Source organism: Citrobacter braakii, from assembly GCF_009648935.1.
Classification (GTDB): domain Bacteria; phylum Pseudomonadota; class Gammaproteobacteria; order Enterobacterales; family Enterobacteriaceae; genus Citrobacter; species Citrobacter braakii.
On record NZ_CP045771.1, the window covers coordinates 1,754,790 to 1,770,705 of the forward strand.

Genomic DNA, 15,916 nt, shown 5'->3' on the forward strand with positions numbered 1-15,916 from the left:
GAATTTTAAAGCTAATATTTTTGACGGGAAAGATATTAATATTATCTGATCTTTATCTAATTGTATAAATGTGTAGGAAGGTGTGTTTTTATCTTTTTCGAAAGTTTATATGTCGCTAGTTATATTTTTTATAGTGAGGGTTTATGTTTCAAGGTTTGGTCAGGCTCAATGATCCATTAAGTAGTGGTGGTAAAGTGATTTCTGTTTCGTCAACGATAATTATCGATGGTTTAGGTGTTGCACTGCTTGGTGATACTGTTATATGCCCAATTCCATTTCATGGCGTAAATAAGATAATCCAGGGTTCTTCAGAGTGGATCTCAGATGGAAAACCAGTAGCCGTGCATAAATGTATCTGCCAATGTGGTTGTTATGTTATTTCAACACTTCCCTGTACGGGGGTCTGGTAAGTTAAAATGAGTTGGAATATTCCAGATAAAAAGATAATACAACCTGTACCTTCTATTAGGTGGGGCCGCGATAGTGGTATTTTTTTCTCATTGTTAATAACTGTTGTTCTGCTATTCAGTTTATTATATTACATTACTCATAATAATGATTCTTTTTATTATGCTTTTGTAATATCTTTAATTATTTTTTTAGCATTCATTATATACTTAGGTCTTCGATTATTTCAGCGAGGATTGTCTCTTGAAAAAAATGAAATGATATTAACGGAAGCTTCTAATATTGATTGTAAGTGGTCTGAATGGGCTTCTGATTATTTAAGTGTTGTAGATTATAGTTATCTCTTTCCCGAAGATTCTCAGATGCTAAATTTACTTGAAGAAAATGAGTTCAATGCAATTGGGGCCAGGGCATTAAATTTCCCAGAATCGATTGGCTATACTGCTTTATTTCATGAGTTATTAGCTCCCATAAGAGCTAGATTAATGGATGTTACTTCTGAAAATGGTTTGATTATTAATTTTATTGTTGGTCAGGTATCGGGGGTTTCAACATGGCAGTCTTTTTTATTGGCCTGGAAACAACTTGGCCTCTCTGATGCTATAATTAATAGCAGTGAATTTATCTTTCACGACTATGTATTAAATATTGAGGAATGGCTAAGTGTTACGGAGGATAAATTTAGATTAATTATTGTAGGGGAAAAGTCAACGGATATTAATAATAAACATCCTGGTACGGGGGATGGTATGTGTGCTTTTCTTTTTGCTCCAGCGATTTTAATTAAACAGAATAATATTGCCGAGAAGGCAAGACTATATAGATCTATTTCTACAAATGAAGATAATCTGATCAAAGATCTTAACAATTTGATTTTTTATCAGGCCAGTGTCGGGATGGTTGATAATTTTTTGATAGGAAAAAATAGCAATAAAAAAGATGTAGCTAAGGCAGCTGTTGTTCTTAACGAACATAATAAAAATCTTGAGCAGTATTATGCTGAATTATATGTTGGTATTCATGGAGAATTTGATATCTGGGTGATGTTAATGTTTTCTTTATTAAATATAAAAGATATAGATGCTGTTGATCTGATATTCTCAGAGTCGGATGGAAATATTATATTGTCGAGGGTTAAAAAAATTAGAAGTCGGGAATAGATATATGCAAAAGTCTAGCTTGTTGCGATTATGTGGTTTGTTATTTATTTTGGTTGTTGTTGGTTTGATATGCTATGTAGTACTTTATTACTACGGAGGGTATTTCGGGGTGACAACCCCAACAACCAGGGTCATAGTTATCACATCGATTTTATTAGCACTGTGTTATATTTTTAAAATATGGCAAGTGAATGCGTTGAAATCAGTGTTAGGAGCGTATGTACCATTATTAAAATATAAAGCCATTGCTTATTTTCTTTTGCCATGGAAGTCAGCTTATGAGTCAAATGTAGAAAATAATACTGCAGCTACATTGGACAGCAATATATTCATTAACTTCTACTCTACACTTAAAGATAACTACGGTCGCCGCTGGCGCGCCAAAACGCGTATCCTGCTGGTGATGGGGGATGCTCCTCAGGTTGATCAACTGGTACCTGAACTCACCTCCCAGCGCTGGGTTGAAGGGGATGGCGTGGTGTTAATCTGGGGAGGCAAGCTCACTGCAACGCCAGATGTCTCGCTGTTTGATACGATACGCAAACTGCATCGGCGCCCGCTGGATGGGGTTGTATGGGTAACCCATACTTTTCAGCAACATGATGCCTTGCTTCAATCAGCCCCTGTTGTGCCCTTAACTTCACAGCAAATGGATGAGGCCGCCCGCCATCTTCTGGCTGTTTTTACCACGCTTCGCTGGCGAGTGCCGTTATACCTCTGGTCGCTGCATGGCGCTCAATTTGTACCGGATAACGTAACCTTACACTCTGCGACGTGTATGTTCCCTTCAAAATGCACCACGGCTTTATGTCGTTCGCAGTTGACCTCGTTGGCAATGCAGATGGCGGAGCAGGGCACGCAGCAGGTTACGCGAAATATCCGCGATAACTTTTTACTGAAAATGGCTAATTTGCTGATGCCTAATGCAGAAGCCATCAGCGACTCGTTGACCACTTTTTTCAGCCCGCATCGGCCCCTGCCGCTGGCGGCGGTAATCTTGAGCCAGTATGCGGAAAGTACCCCATCGCGCGTTGCGCATGCCTGGACGCGTGATGAGCGTTGGCGCGCGTTGCTTGATTCACTCCCTGCGTTACCTGCGGAGCTAAAGGCACAACGCACAGGCCGTTCAGGGATTCGAGTGCTGGCAGTCGGTACAGCCGGTTTGATGCTGCTATGGGGCGCGGGAATGGCGGTTTCTTTCCTGGCTAATCGCAATATGATCACCGAAAGCCTGGACCAGGCGAGACTGGCCGGCGGTCCGGATAAACCGCTCGCCGAGCGTCTTACGGCGTTATCCGCTCTTCAGCAAACGCCGGGCATGCTTCGCTGGCGTCAGCAGAATGGCGTGCCGTGGTATTACCGCTTTGGCTTGAGCCAAAATGATGCTCTGCTGGATGCCCTATGGCCGCGTTATACGCGTATTGCTATTCCACTACTGCGTGATGAAGCCGCACAACATCTCACTCAGGAATTGACGGCGTTAACGAGACTGGCACCGGATAGCCCGCAGTTTGCAGCTCGGGCAAAGATCGCCTACAACCAGTTGAAAATGTATCTGATGCTCTCCCGGCCCGAACAGATGGAGGCGTCATTTTTTAGTCAGGCGCTGATGCAAGACTGGCCAGAGCGCGCGGGTATTTCGCGCGCATCATGGCAAGGCGTTGGGCCGGGGCTCTGGCAATTCTGGGGAGAAAACCTTCTGGCGCATCCTGAATGGAAAATAGCGGCCGATAAAAATCTTATTAGCCAGGTGCGAACACTGTTAATTCGTCAGATGGGGATCCGCAATGGCGAAGCCGCCCTGTATCAGAAAATCATTGAACAGGTGACTCCGCATTACACCGATCTTCGTCTGGAGGACATGACCGGCGATACTCGGGCAGACCTGGTATTTTATACCCGGAGTTCGGTTGCTGGCGTGTATACCCGCCAAGCCTGGGAAGAGGAGGTTTTGCCCGCCATAGAAAAAATCGTAAGCAACCGCCGTGAAGAGATGGATCAGGTGCTGGGGGATGAAACGCACTCTGCAAGCGACCCTCTCTCTCCACAGGCGTTAAAGGCGCGTCTTAGCGAGCGTTACTTTATGGATTTTGCCGACAACTGGCTGGATTTTCTCAACAGTATTCGCTGGAAGCGCACCCAAACGCTGAGTGATGCCATCGATCAACTCACATTGATTGCAGATATCCGTCAGTCTCCTCTGGTTGCGTTAATGAATACGCTCGCCGTTCAGGGACGTACAGGGTTAACCGGGGAAGCGTTGTCGGACTCACTAGTGAAGTCGGCAAAGGATCTGTTTAACACCAAAGAGAAACAGACCATTGACCAGCATGCACGGGAAGAAGGTCCTATGGCGAGTACCTTCTCGCCAATCCTGGCATTGATGGATGAACAATCGGCTGGGCAGGATATCAGCCATCTGAGTCTGCAAACCTACCTGACCCGGGTAACGCAGGTCAGGCTGAAACTCCAGCAGATTACTAACGCTGCCGATCCGCAGGGAATGAGTCAGGCCCTGGCGCAGACGGTATTTCAGGGCAAAACCGTTGATCTCACTACCACGCGTGACTATGGAAATCTGGTGGCTGCCAGTCTGGGGCAAGCATGGAGTGGATTTGGTCAAACAATGTTTGTTCAGCCGCTGGAGCAGTCATGGCAGCAGGTGTTGCAGCCAACCGCGGCGGGTCTGAATGCGCAATGGAAGGCGCTGATTGTGAATGACTGGAACAGCGCATTCGGTGGACGTTATCCGTTCCGTGATGTCGGCAGCGAGGCTTCCCTGCCGCTGCTGGCGCAATATCTGCGAAGCGATAATGGCCGAATTCAGCATTTTCTCGAAAGTCATTTAAGCGGTGTGCTGCATAAACAGGGAAGTCACTGGGTTGCCGACACGGTGAATGCTCAGGGACTGGTATTTAATCCTGTGTTCCTCGAGGCGATGGACCAGCTCAGTCAAATTGCGGATGTCGCTTTTATTCGTGGAGAAGCCGGGATTCGTTTTGAACTGCGTCCTGGAACGGCACGGGATGTGATGCAGACAGACCTCGTGCTGGATGGCCAGAAACTCACCTACGTTAATCAGATGCCTACGTGGAAAAACGTTGTCTGGCCTGCCGATACGCAAGCGTCAGGAGCAACCCTAAGCTGGGTGAGCACGAATACGGGAACCCGAATCTACTCAGATAACCCCGGTACCTGGGGCTGGATAAGACTGCTTGAGAAAGCGGAGATAACTGATAATGCTGGCGTGAGCAGCGGTTTTAACCTGCGCTGGACTGCGCAAGATGGATTGCCGCTGAACTATACCTTGCGCACGGAAGCGGGTGAAGGTCCCCTTGCATTACTCAAACTCCGCGATTTTGAACTACCCGAAGCAATTTTTATTGTTAGCAGCAAGCTTTCCTCAGAGGAAGAAGAATGAGCGCTCTGAATCGTCTACTGGCCGCCAGTGCGGATTCGACAGATGAACAACAGCAACTGATGGAACAGGCACAAACGCAGACTGCGCTATGGCAAAACTGGTTATTGCCAATTTCAGCAGCCAACCCGGGTGGTGACGATCCTGGCTATGACGATGATTTTCAGCGCATGCGGGAAGAGGTGAATAAACTTTCTGGCGCACAAACGGATCTCATCATTGAGCTTGCGGAAAAACTCCTGATCAACACTTGTAAGGATGTCCGTGTTGTCACTTATTACACATGGGCGCGTTTGCACCAGGATGGTGAGTCCGGCCTGGCGGATGGTCTGATTTTGCTGGCTGGCCTGATGCAGCAATATGGCGATACTCTCCATCCCTTAAAAGCGAATAGTCATAAAGCCGCCCTCGAATGGTTAGCAGGCGGGCGGATGCTGGATAGTCTGGCGCGATTCCCGGAAGTTTCACGACCTGACGCGCAACGGATCGCCGGTGCGCTGATGTTGCTGGACCAGCAATTTAATCAGCGAGAGGAGAGCATTCGCCCTGGGCTTGGAGCGCTGTATAGCGCGCTGGAGAACCGTCTGGCCCAATCAGGTGGTGCTCAGGCATTGGTACCACAAAATATCAGCACCCAAACCGCTCGGTACAGCGCAGATACTCCCGTCCTCAAAAGTATTGCCTCGGGCCGGGAGTTGCTGGAGCAGGCACGGGTGTTGGCCAAATACCTGGCCGATCAGCCAGATGGCTGGCTGGCGGCGCATCATTTGATGAAAAGCGTGCGGCTCGATACGGTCAGCCAGCTTCCTCCGCCAGATGGCGCCGGACGTACACGTCTGGAACCGCCCAAGAGTGATTACCGTGCGCAGCTTAAACGTCTTTATTTGCAGCAAAGCTGGACTGAATTGATTGAGTTAACTGACAGCTTATTTGTTGAGGGAGTGAATCATTTTTGGCTTGATGTGCAGTGGTACCTTCATCAGGCATTAATGAGGGCTGGATCGCCATGGGATAAAAATGCCGGGATTATCATCAGCGATCTGAAAATGTTGCTGCATCGGATGCCGGGTCTGGAAACGCTGGCATTTAACGACGGAATGCCCTTTGCCGATGACGTCACGCGTGAGTGGATCGCCCGTGAGGTGCTGCAGGAAAGTGACTGGCAAACGGAAAAAGTCACTGCGGCTACCGCAGGGGCGGACGACGATATCCTGCTACTTGAAAGCGAGGCCTTGACGCTGGCGGATAGCGAAGGCGTTGAAGCCGCGCTCGCCTGGCTTCAGGCTCGCCCTGGCGTGATTTCACGTCGACAACGCTGGTTACGCCAACTGTTGATGGCTCGCCTGACGGAACAATGTGGGCGCAACGATCTCGCGCTGCATTTGCTTGGCGAGTTGAATGCGACAGCACACTCTCTCACCCTCAAACAATGGGAGCCTGAACTGCTGTTTGAAGTAAAAGCGCGACGGCTGAAACTTCTGCGTTTAAAAGCCAATCGCAGTGAAAGTGACAAAGCGCGTCTGATGCCGGAGATGGACTTACTGTTGTCCGGACTGGTAGCCATTGATCCTGCCAGAGCTGCCGTCTTGTGTGGCTAAAACAAAATAAGTGAACTGTAAAATGGAAGACTTAACTCTGCGTTATTATGACGCGGAAATGCGTTATTTAAGGGAAGCGGCAAAAGAGTTTGCGCAGGCGCATCCGGATCGTGCAGCCATGCTGGATCTGGATAAAGCTGGTATTCCCGATCCCTATGTGGAGCGATTATTTGAAGGTTTTGCATTCTCGATGGGGCGATTGCGGGCCAAAATTGACGATCATCTTCCTGAATTTACCGAAGGTTTGATGAGTCTGCTGTGGCCTCATTATTTACGTACCATTCCTTCCTTAAGTATTGTCGAGCTTTTGCCTGATATTGATGTGCTGAAAATGAGCGAGAGGATTAACGCGCGGTTTGGCGTATTGTCACAGCCCGTCGGTCCTAAAAAAACGGTATGTCAGTATCGTACTACACAGCCCGTCACGCTCAATCCGCTGTCTGTCACGGCGGTGAATATCGATGCGGAACCTGACGGACGCTCGGTCATCCGTATGCGAATAAAGTGCAATCCACAGATGGACTGGTCGCAAACTGATCTGACGCGCCTCAGTTTTTACCTGAGCGGTGATGCGCCGGTGACCCATGCGCTGCACCTTGCTTTGACAAAGCGTCTGGCCTCTCTTTATCTGAGGCTCCCCAAAAGCGTAGAGCGTATTCGACTGGATGGTTACTTTTCACCTGGCGGATTTGCCAGTGAAGACAGTTTATGGCCAAAAGGCGATACGGCGTTTGGCGGCTGGCAATTATTGCTTGAGTATTTTACGTTCCGCGAAAAATTTATGTTTGTCCATCTTAACGGTCTGGAAAAGATAATGTTTCCTGCTGGTATAGATTGCTTTGAAATAGAGGTGGTACTGACTCAACAGTGGAATTCTGAGCTTCCTCTGGGGAGTGAAAATATTCGTCTTCATTGCGTTCCGGTGATTAATCTCTTCACTATGGAGGCCGATCCACTGGTGGTTAATGGACTAGAAAGCGAATATTTGCTGCGTCCGCGCAGGTTGCAGGATGGGCATACGGAAATTTATGCAGTCGATGCGGTTTCAGGTTCACAGCGAACGCATAACGCCGTCTATGCTCCTTTCACCAGTTTTCGCCATAAGGGAGGCATGATGCGCCGTAACGCGCCAGAGCGTTATTACCATACTCGCGTCAGACGCGGCGTATCCGGATTATATGATACATGGTTGATCCTTGGAGGAGATGCCTGGGAGCGGGATCGTCTTGCTGAGCAGGAAACCTTGTCATTAAAAGTGACCGGAACAAACGGTCAACTACCCAGGCGAGCTTTGCAGAGTTCATTGCTCAATCGCTGCGAGCAGATCCTCCAGACGCCGATTGCCGTGCGCAATCTGTGTAAGCCGACACTACCTGCTTATCCTCCCGCAGAGGATCGTTTTCACTGGCGAGTGTTGAGCCACCTGGGATCCAGCTTTCTGAATATGATGGCCAGCGCAGAAGTGCTCAAAGGAACGTTGTCTCTCTATAACTGGCAGGACGATGAGCTTAATTATCGTCGTCTGGATGCGATCATGGATGTTCAGCAACATGAAATACAGCGCTTTGAAAAAGGATTTTTACTCCGTGGTGTGGATATCGAAATAACGCTTGATGAGAACGGATTTACCGGTGAGGGCGATATTCATCTGTTTGGTGAAATGCTTAACCGCTTTTTTGTGTTGTATGCGGATATTCACTTATTTAATCAGCTTACTTTAATCATACAGCCGGCAGGGAAAAGCTTGCGATGGAAAGAGAATCACAATCAGCGACTACCCGGCTGCTAAATAGCCTTGGTGAAAACCTATCCCGTACTAATTTTTATCGTTTCTGCCAGTTGTTGGAACAGTGGAATCCACAAACGCCAAGTCCTGGAAGCCAACAAAGTCCGCGCTTCGATACCATTCGTTTTCGTCCTCATCCCGGGATGGGGTTCCCGGCGGGGGAGCTAAAAAATGCAGAATATGATCCGCTACAACCCATACTTCCACCAACGGTTCGTGTCACTTTTATGGGATTGTATGGCGTGGAATCGCCGCTGCCGACAACCTATCAGGATGATATTGCCCAGCGTCAGGATGGTTCGGACGTTGCTGCTGAGTTTCTGGATATTTTTAACCATCGCTTAATTACGCAGTTTTATCGAATCTGGCGTAAATACAGCTATCCGGCGACCTTCCGCCCAGGCGCTACAGATGAAACATCACAATATTTACTGGGGTTGACCGGGTTGGGCATTCGGGGATGCGCCACGCAAACCGAGGCGCCGTTATCGCGTTTTTTGGCGCTGTTGGGAATCATGAGAATGCCAACGCGTACGGCGGAAGGTATATCCGCGCTGGTATCTTTATTATCACCAACAACAAATATCACCGTGACTCCTCATGATAAGCGCTTAATCCTGCAGGATAAGCCGTTAAAAATGAGTACGCGGCAACCCGTTAGCCTCCATTCTCGCCCGGTGATGGGACATAGCGCTGTAGATATTAACAGCCAGGTGCTTATTACTCTTACAACGGATGTTCCCGATGAGGTTCGCGACTGGTTACCGGGCGGCCAGCTTTATCATGATTTTCTCGCGCTGATGCACGTGTATTTAGGCGCCAGAGTCAATGCAAGGCTGCAATTACGCATTCCTCGCTCGGCACTTCCGGATGCTCAACTTACCAGTAACAAATGTGAACGGGCAGTACAGCTTGGCCGCACGGCCGTTTTGCGTCTGGATAACCCGGAAGCTAAGAATCAATTTATAACAATTAAACTTGGGCTTTGGCAGAGCCTTAGTCAACATGATCAGCGGAGGGAAGCCGATGAGACTGGCGATTATCGCTATTAATTTTGCCGTAATAACCGGAATGACCAGTGTGGTCACTGGATGTGGTCTGACACAAAAAGTATCTGAAGGCACGGTGTCATTAACGAAGTCTATTTTTTATAAGGAAGTTAAAACGCTGCATTTGGATCTTTCCGCCAGAGAAGGCGCTAATAAAAATGCGCAGGGCATAGCGCTTTCTACGGTTGTGCGTATTTACCAACTCAAAGATCGTAAAGCGTTTGACTCGGCTAATTATCAGTCTTTATTTGTGCAAGATAGCACGGTGGTGAAAACAGATTTACTGGCCCAGAAAGATGTTTTGATACGTCCTGGTGAAAGCGTAACTGTCGATATTCCACTCGAAAAGGAAGCGCAATATGTTGCCGTAGCGGGGATGTTTATTTCTCCCGAACAGTCTGAAGATTCATGGCGCGTGGTATTACGCCGTGAAGATCTCGATCCTGATAAGGCGCGTGTGCTTGAATTAAATACCCGGACTCTGGCACTCCTGGCGCAGGAGGATGAGTAATGGTCAAGCAGCCGTCTCTTTATGACATCTTACTGGGTAATTTTTCCGGTGGTTTCCCTTTGCACTCGGTCAGTGAAAACACGCAGGTCATCTTATCCGTCCTGGATAATATGCAGCGCATTTTGAATACTCGTGCCGGTAGCCTCAAACATTTACCCGATTACGGTCTGCCGGATATGACCAAAATCCTCCAGGGAATGCCAGGTACGGCACATCAGCTTATCAGCACGCTTTCTCAGGTTTTGTTGAAGTATGAACCGCGGCTAAAAGGTATTCAGGTAACGATGCAGGAGCAGGAAACGCCGGGGCATTTGCGTTATTCCATTGATGCTGAACTGCAAGACCTTGGCATTGTTCGCTATGGTACTGATTTTACCCCTGAGGGGCGGGTTCTTATCCGTCACCTTAAGAGGCAGGGTTGGCTTGAGACTGGAGTGTACTGACATGGATAAGTATCGCATCAGCACCGGTGGTGACCCGCGTGCTTTCACGGAGTTCGGGTTGTTACGCGATGAAATCAGCAAGCTGACTCACCCCGCGCGCCCGGACGTTGACTGGCAAAAAGTTGAACAGTTAAGCCTGGCATTGTTTCGTCATAACGGCGTCGAACTGCAAACACTGTCCTGGTACACCGTCGCCAGAATACGTAATGCGGGACTGGTGGGACTTGCCGAATGCGCGGAACTCCTGGAGGCCTTACTGACGCACCACTGGAATGCAATATGGCCACAGCAAACTCATGCCCGCGTTGAGATGTTGGCATGGCTCTCAGCCCGTTTACAGCAAGAATTGCGTACGCTAACGCTGTCATATACTGATTTATCCATGGTGTATCGGGTTGAACAGAGTTTAAAACATGCCTGCGAAGTGCTGCAACGGCTTGAGTTGAAAGCGCTTAGTAAACTGGAGGCTGTCGTGACCTGGATGCACAATGCAGCTTTGCGTCTGGAGAAATCCGAACCCGATTCGGGATCGGCCATTGTGATGATACCGGCTTCAGATGCAACAAATAACGTTGTGACGTCTTTGCCACAACTGGTCTTTGTGGTTAATGAGCCAGCGTCGTCCGGGCAATCGAGCGCAGCGGTTTTAGCGACCAAAATCAATCATGGAACCCGAAGGATATGGCTGGGGTTTGCTATCGGTGTCATGGTTACAGCAGTGGTGAGTACAGGCGCTTTTCTTGGTATCAACCCTATGCGAGCCGACGGATATGAACTGGTTAAGCCATTGCCACAGGTGCCGACGCCTGAACAATTGTCCACATTGAAGCAGTCCTCAGATTTGCAGGGGAAGAAGCAAGATATAATTGCTGCAACGCAAGGGCAATTGGACGTTTTACATCGCTTGTCACCTTTGTGGTCGCGGGAATACGCTGCATCATTAGCGCAGCAGTTAGTCACTCTGTGGCCGGAAGAATCGCAGACGACAGTAATCGCGAGCAGATTACAGAAACAGTTAACTACGGAAGCGTTGCCGGAAAGTGCTCTGCAAAACTGGCATCATGCCCAGCAGGGGCTGGAAGCGTTAACCGCCCAGCTAAATGCGCTTGATGAACGCAAAGGTAAATATCTGACAGGGTCGGAGCTGAAATCAGCCATTTTCACTATCCGCCGCCAGCTTGACCAAACGCCGCCGACAGAAGAATTGTTGCGTCAAATCGATGAGGAATTAAAAAAACAGGGGAGTGTATCACCCGCTTTGTATCAGCAGCTCGATATACGACTTAACCAGCTTCTTAATCGTTATACGCTGCTGAAACAAAATGCCATTCGAGGGCGGTAGCACAGGAAATAAGCCAGCCAAAGATCATCAACTGATTCAGTTGGTTATATAAAATTTGTTGATGATCTTCGCTATAAAATCATGAAAAATTAATAATAATATTCATCAGGGATTATCACTGAGTGCCCTAAAAGGTTAACGCCAGGATCTTTATTGGGACCCCTATAGTGCACACTGCCCATCACTGCACCCTGATGCCATAGACGCGTCCTCGGAAACAGACAACGACTCATTCAATAACGCCCCGATTTCTGCTCCCAGCGCGAGGTCGTCTACCTGACCAAAATATTGCTGGCGTAGGTATCCTTGCTGATCAATTAACGTCAACGTAGGTGTACCGCGCATAGCGTAGGACAGCATGGTCTGGGGGACATCATTGTCAGGAGACGGCATATCCACCCCGACGGGGAAAGGGATGCGGTATTCTGATAGAAAGGTTTCCAGTGCCTGTGCGGTCATTACCTCATGATGTTCAAAAACCGTATGTAGGCCAATAACCGCCACCTTATCCTGTGGAAAAGTGGCATTCTGCGGCAGTCCATGGGAAACACAGCCAGGACACAGCATCTGAAATGATTCCATTACCACGACCTTGCCGCGTAATGATTCCAGGGTTATCGGCTGTGACGTATTAAACCAGCGTTCAATTGTCAATGCTGGTGCTCGCGGATGACGAATGATATTCATGTTAACTCCAGAACCCGCACTGTGGTGCGGGTTAATTTCCGTTACTGGTTTACTTTCCCCGGCAGCGTCAGCTTGCCAGAGGCCACTTTAAATACATCCTCGACGCAAAGTAGCGGCGCATGAACGGACGCATTAACTCGTAGCCCGGCAGTTACGCCATCAAACTGGCTGGCAGTGACCACCCCAATATTATCGAACGGAACTTTCACTTCTACAGTTTCGCCTGTCAGCGTAGGATTCCAGCCCGGACTGTCCAACAGTACCGGCAAGCCAGGCCAGGTTTTTGGCAGCCTAGGTTTTTGTCCCTCAGGAATATCAACTACGGCCAGTGCGCCAGGCCCGCAGACCTCGTTAGGCTTCAGCACCACCCAGTGGGTATGCCACAGATCGCCATCATTGTTGCGGTTACCATCGCCATTTTCATCATACAGCGGCGTATCATCCAGATCAGGATGGGATGTTACCGCCAGTGCCAGGATACCGGCCTTATGTTCAAATCCCACTTCATACGGATCGATCGTTGTCGGCCAGACATAAGAGAAAATTTCCGTTCCCGCCAGCTTACCTGTCACTGCAGGCTTACTTTTACCTGCCTTGCCGGAAACTGCCATATGGAAGGTGGCAACATTCCCTTCGGTAGTGACTTTAGTGTGCACAATATCAAACTCAGCCAATACAGCCTTGTCGGCGCTGGTTTTAATACCGCCCTGATGAGGCTCATTGCCATGTGCACCGGCAGAGGTGGCGACAGCCATTGCTAATACAATCGCAATACGTTTCATTTTTATCCTTAAAGCAGATCTTTAATAAACGCACCAAAGTTGATGTGAAGCGGGATACCGCCATCCAGTACCAGGGCCGGAACAGATTGCACACCAGCTTCGATGGCCTCATTCAGTCGGGTTTTATCATTTCCGAGATGAACGATTTCTACCGTGTATTGAGCGGGATCGAGTGCCAGTGCGATTTGGTGTTCTGCATCTACGCATACCGGGCAACCTGCATGAAAGAAAACGGCTGTTTTACTCATGATGACTTTCCTTGTGTAATATCAAATGGTATCGAATCGATACCATTTGATATTACACACACTGAAAATATTGTCAATATGGTTTTGAATCGATACTATTGATGACAGTAAATCCCTATCGTTAGAAAGTCTGGACGTTTGTTTATCCAGCACGTATCCCGGCAAGCAGAGGCAGGTTACTGTGACACTCTTTGATATTCTTGAACGCCTGGTGAGCCTGCAAATGGGCAGCTTTTATCGCCATCCGCAACTGAAAGGACTCCCCACAACATGGGTTCAGATTCTTTTCTATTTAACGCGATGCAATGGTTATTCCAATACGCCCGCTGCAACCACGGAATACCTCGGGCTGACTAAAGGCACGGTATCGCAGTCCCTGAATAAACTAGAGCGTGAAGGTTGGATTAGAAGAGAAAATGACGGCAAGGATAAACGGGTTGTCCATCTGGTTCTGACATCCAAAGCGAGTGAAGTGATGCATAGCATCATGCAGGAGACACTGCAGGAGCCGTGGGATTCATTAGCTTTTTCTGAGGAACAACTGAAAACAGTTTTTCTGGCCCATCTGCGGAGTATGCAGAAAAATCAGGGGGCCAGAATGTTTGGTGAGTGCCGTTTTTGCCGGTTTCATCAGTCGATAAATGGGCATCCCTGGTGTGGTCTAACAGAAGAGCCGATTCCCATGGAAAGTATCACATTAATTTGTCGTGAATTTGAGGAGCCGGAAAATAGTTGCAGCGTTAGCGCTCAGAATGAGAGAAAGGGCTAGATACTGGCTTTTGAACGGGTAAAGTGCGGACATAAAAAAATCCAGAAAATGGTATGCGCATTCTCTGGATTTAAGTCCCGTTTTCAACTGATGTGGTAACACGAGTACCATAATCATGCCGTATGGGGACTGCTGTCTTACCCGTTAAGGATTTTATCTCTTAACGAACAAGCACTGAATAAGTGGTGCCCTGACTCGGGATCGAACCAAGGACATGGGATTTTCAATCCCTTTAAAACTGCTTATGAACTGCCTTTGAGAAGCGCGGTTTGACTGGATAGCCTTACAAAAAACTTTCATATCGAGCATTACATCGGAATACATCACAAAATGATCAAATAAAACCTACCAGAATTCTACCTTGTTATTAAGAAAATAGGGATGCCCTTTTCGAGGATTACCACTACGGTTGTCTTGTGTTGATGCTAATCAGGACTGTTCTCGATTTCCCTTGATTTCACCGAGCGCGACATTAAGGTACAGAACACCATTTTGTAACGAGTAAGACAATGAATGAGATACAGCTGCAGAATGCAGCGACGCTTCTGGAAAGTGTTGTACGATGGAATGAAGTGACGGCTCTGGCTAAATTACGCTATCAGGCCGAGCTGGCACCTGATTTCAGCCTTATGGACTGGCTGAAGAATGATGAACTGGCTCTTTCACGCTATCTACGATTTTTGCTTTCTCCTGATGGAACTCATGGGCAGTCAGCACTGTTTCTAAAGGGATTTCTTTCCCTCATCGAAAAGAGTGGACACGATAGCCCTGTAGCTACCGGAGATAAAGTCAGGGTTGATTATGAAGTCACTATCGAAAATGGAAGAAAGATAGACCTGTTACTGACCTCTTCAGAAGGTGTTATTGCTATCGAAAATAAACCATGGGCAGCAGATCAGGAAAACCAGTTACGGGATTATGCGCTATGGCTGAACAAACGTGAAAGGCCCTGGAAGTTAATTTATTTATGCAACCACGAGCCGAGTGAATGGTCTCTTCCCGACACTACTCAGGAAACAATAAGGCAACATATCCTTACAATATCATGGTATGACGTCGTCGAATGGCTAAATACGTGTTTATTACATGTTCGGGCTGGTGCAGTCAGAATATTTGTTGAATCATTGATTAAATATATCAACCAGTCGATTAATGGTGAGTTTATAATGGATAATAGTCGTGAGTTGTCAGAAATCATCCGCAAGGATGGTCATTCTATTGAATCGGCATTTATGATTTTTAACCAGATGAATAAAGTTCGCAGCGATTTACTCAAAGAGTTTGTCTATGATTTAAATGCAAGTTTCATCGATTATCGTTCTATTGAAGTCCTATCGGAAAATAGTACGGATTTTTATAGTCCATTAAGTGCAGATGGTAATTACTCTTTATGCTGGAAGTTTGAATATTCAAATTATAACGGTTTATTCTTTGGCATATCAGAGATTATTCATATAGAAGAGAGGGCTGCTAAAATAGTAGCTGCAATTACAGAGAATTTCCCTCAGTTGCGCATTAGGGGACCCTACACAACCTGGTCATGGTGGAGCAGGGATTTCGATCTTCAAGGGAAAAACCGTATTCCTCGTGATTGGGGAAATGACGGAAGTGTATGGGCAAAACTCCCTGAGCGTGGTGAAGACAGTATTTTTGCTGCTGTACGAGAGATGATCCTTGCCATTCACGAAAAGATCGATATGAGTCTGTTGCGCTAA

The 15,916-nt window shown here is 47.6% G+C and carries 14 protein-coding genes; 11 read left to right on the top strand and 3 right to left on the bottom strand.

Going from position 1 to position 15,916, the window contains the following annotated elements; genetic code table 11:
* The first annotated feature begins 143 nt into the window (after positions 1–143).
* Genes GFC06_RS08215 through GFC06_RS08255 form a run of 9 tightly spaced genes read left to right on the top strand, consistent with a single transcriptional unit; the run spans position 144 to position 11,715 of the window.
* A complete protein-coding gene (locus GFC06_RS08215) occupies positions 144–410 on the top strand; it encodes a PAAR domain-containing protein (RefSeq protein WP_153690018.1) in 267 nt (88 codons plus the stop codon).
* Between the two features lie 6 nt (positions 411–416).
* A complete protein-coding gene (locus GFC06_RS08220; protein WP_153690019.1) occupies positions 417–1,568 on the top strand; it encodes a hypothetical protein in 1,152 nt (383 codons plus the stop codon).
* Between the two features lie 4 nt (positions 1,569–1,572).
* On the top strand, positions 1,573–4,989 hold the full coding sequence (locus GFC06_RS08225) for an ImcF-related family protein (protein ID WP_153690020.1): 3,417 nt from the start codon (positions 1,573–1,575) through the stop codon (positions 4,987–4,989).
* Positions 4,986–6,584, top strand: a complete 1,599-nt coding sequence (gene tssA, locus GFC06_RS08230; protein WP_153690021.1) for a type VI secretion system protein TssA — start codon at positions 4,986–4,988, stop codon at positions 6,582–6,584. Before GFC06_RS08225 ends, tssA begins: the two co-directional genes overlap by 4 nt.
* A gap of 22 nt (positions 6,585–6,606) precedes the next feature.
* The gene (gene tssF, locus GFC06_RS08235) at positions 6,607–8,373 is read left to right on the top strand and encodes a type VI secretion system baseplate subunit TssF (protein WP_153690022.1); all 1,767 of its coding nucleotides are present in this window, start codon (positions 6,607–6,609) and stop codon (positions 8,371–8,373) included.
* A complete protein-coding gene (gene tssG / locus GFC06_RS08240) occupies positions 8,334–9,422 on the top strand; it encodes a type VI secretion system baseplate subunit TssG (protein ID WP_153690023.1) in 1,089 nt (362 codons plus the stop codon). The genes tssF and tssG overlap by 40 nt, the downstream gene beginning before the upstream one ends.
* Positions 9,397–9,930 carry a type VI secretion system lipoprotein TssJ gene (tssJ, locus tag GFC06_RS08245; protein ID WP_153690024.1) on the top strand — a complete coding sequence of 178 codons (534 nt, stop codon included), beginning with the start codon at positions 9,397–9,399 and terminating at the stop codon, positions 9,928–9,930. The genes tssG and tssJ overlap by 26 nt, the downstream gene beginning before the upstream one ends.
* On the top strand, positions 9,930–10,373 hold the full coding sequence (gene tssE / locus GFC06_RS08250) for a type VI secretion system baseplate subunit TssE (RefSeq protein ID WP_047414982.1): 444 nt from the start codon (positions 9,930–9,932) through the stop codon (positions 10,371–10,373). The genes tssJ and tssE overlap by 1 nt, the downstream gene beginning before the upstream one ends.
* A gap of 1 nt (position 10,374) precedes the next feature.
* The gene (locus tag GFC06_RS08255) at positions 10,375–11,715 is read left to right on the top strand and encodes a VasL domain-containing protein (protein WP_153690025.1); all 1,341 of its coding nucleotides are present in this window, start codon (positions 10,375–10,377) and stop codon (positions 11,713–11,715) included.
* Between the two features lie 162 nt (positions 11,716–11,877).
* Here the strand turns inward: GFC06_RS08255 and GFC06_RS08260 are convergent, their stop codons facing one another.
* Genes GFC06_RS08260 through GFC06_RS08270 form a run of 3 tightly spaced genes read right to left on the bottom strand, consistent with a single transcriptional unit; the run spans position 11,878 to position 13,432 of the window.
* The gene (locus GFC06_RS08260) at positions 11,878–12,402 is read right to left on the bottom strand and encodes a thioredoxin domain-containing protein (RefSeq protein ID WP_153690026.1); all 525 of its coding nucleotides are present in this window, start codon (positions 12,400–12,402) and stop codon (positions 11,878–11,880) included.
* A gap of 41 nt (positions 12,403–12,443) precedes the next feature.
* Positions 12,444–13,184 carry a hypothetical protein gene (locus tag GFC06_RS08265; protein WP_049268884.1) on the bottom strand — a complete coding sequence of 247 codons (741 nt, stop codon included), beginning with the start codon at positions 13,182–13,184 and terminating at the stop codon, positions 12,444–12,446.
* A gap of 8 nt (positions 13,185–13,192) precedes the next feature.
* Complete coding sequence (locus GFC06_RS08270) at positions 13,193–13,432, bottom strand: thioredoxin domain-containing protein (protein ID WP_016154483.1); 240 nt, start codon at positions 13,430–13,432, stop codon at positions 13,193–13,195.
* Positions 13,433–13,613: 181 nt separating this feature from the next.
* Here GFC06_RS08270 and GFC06_RS08275 point away from each other — a divergent pair, with 181 nt between their 5' ends.
* Complete coding sequence (locus tag GFC06_RS08275) at positions 13,614–14,201, top strand: MarR family winged helix-turn-helix transcriptional regulator (RefSeq protein ID WP_141875638.1); 588 nt, start codon at positions 13,614–13,616, stop codon at positions 14,199–14,201.
* Positions 14,202–14,710: 509 nt separating this feature from the next.
* Positions 14,711–15,916, top strand: a complete 1,206-nt coding sequence (locus GFC06_RS08280; protein WP_153690027.1) for a PDDEXK-like family protein — start codon at positions 14,711–14,713, stop codon at positions 15,914–15,916.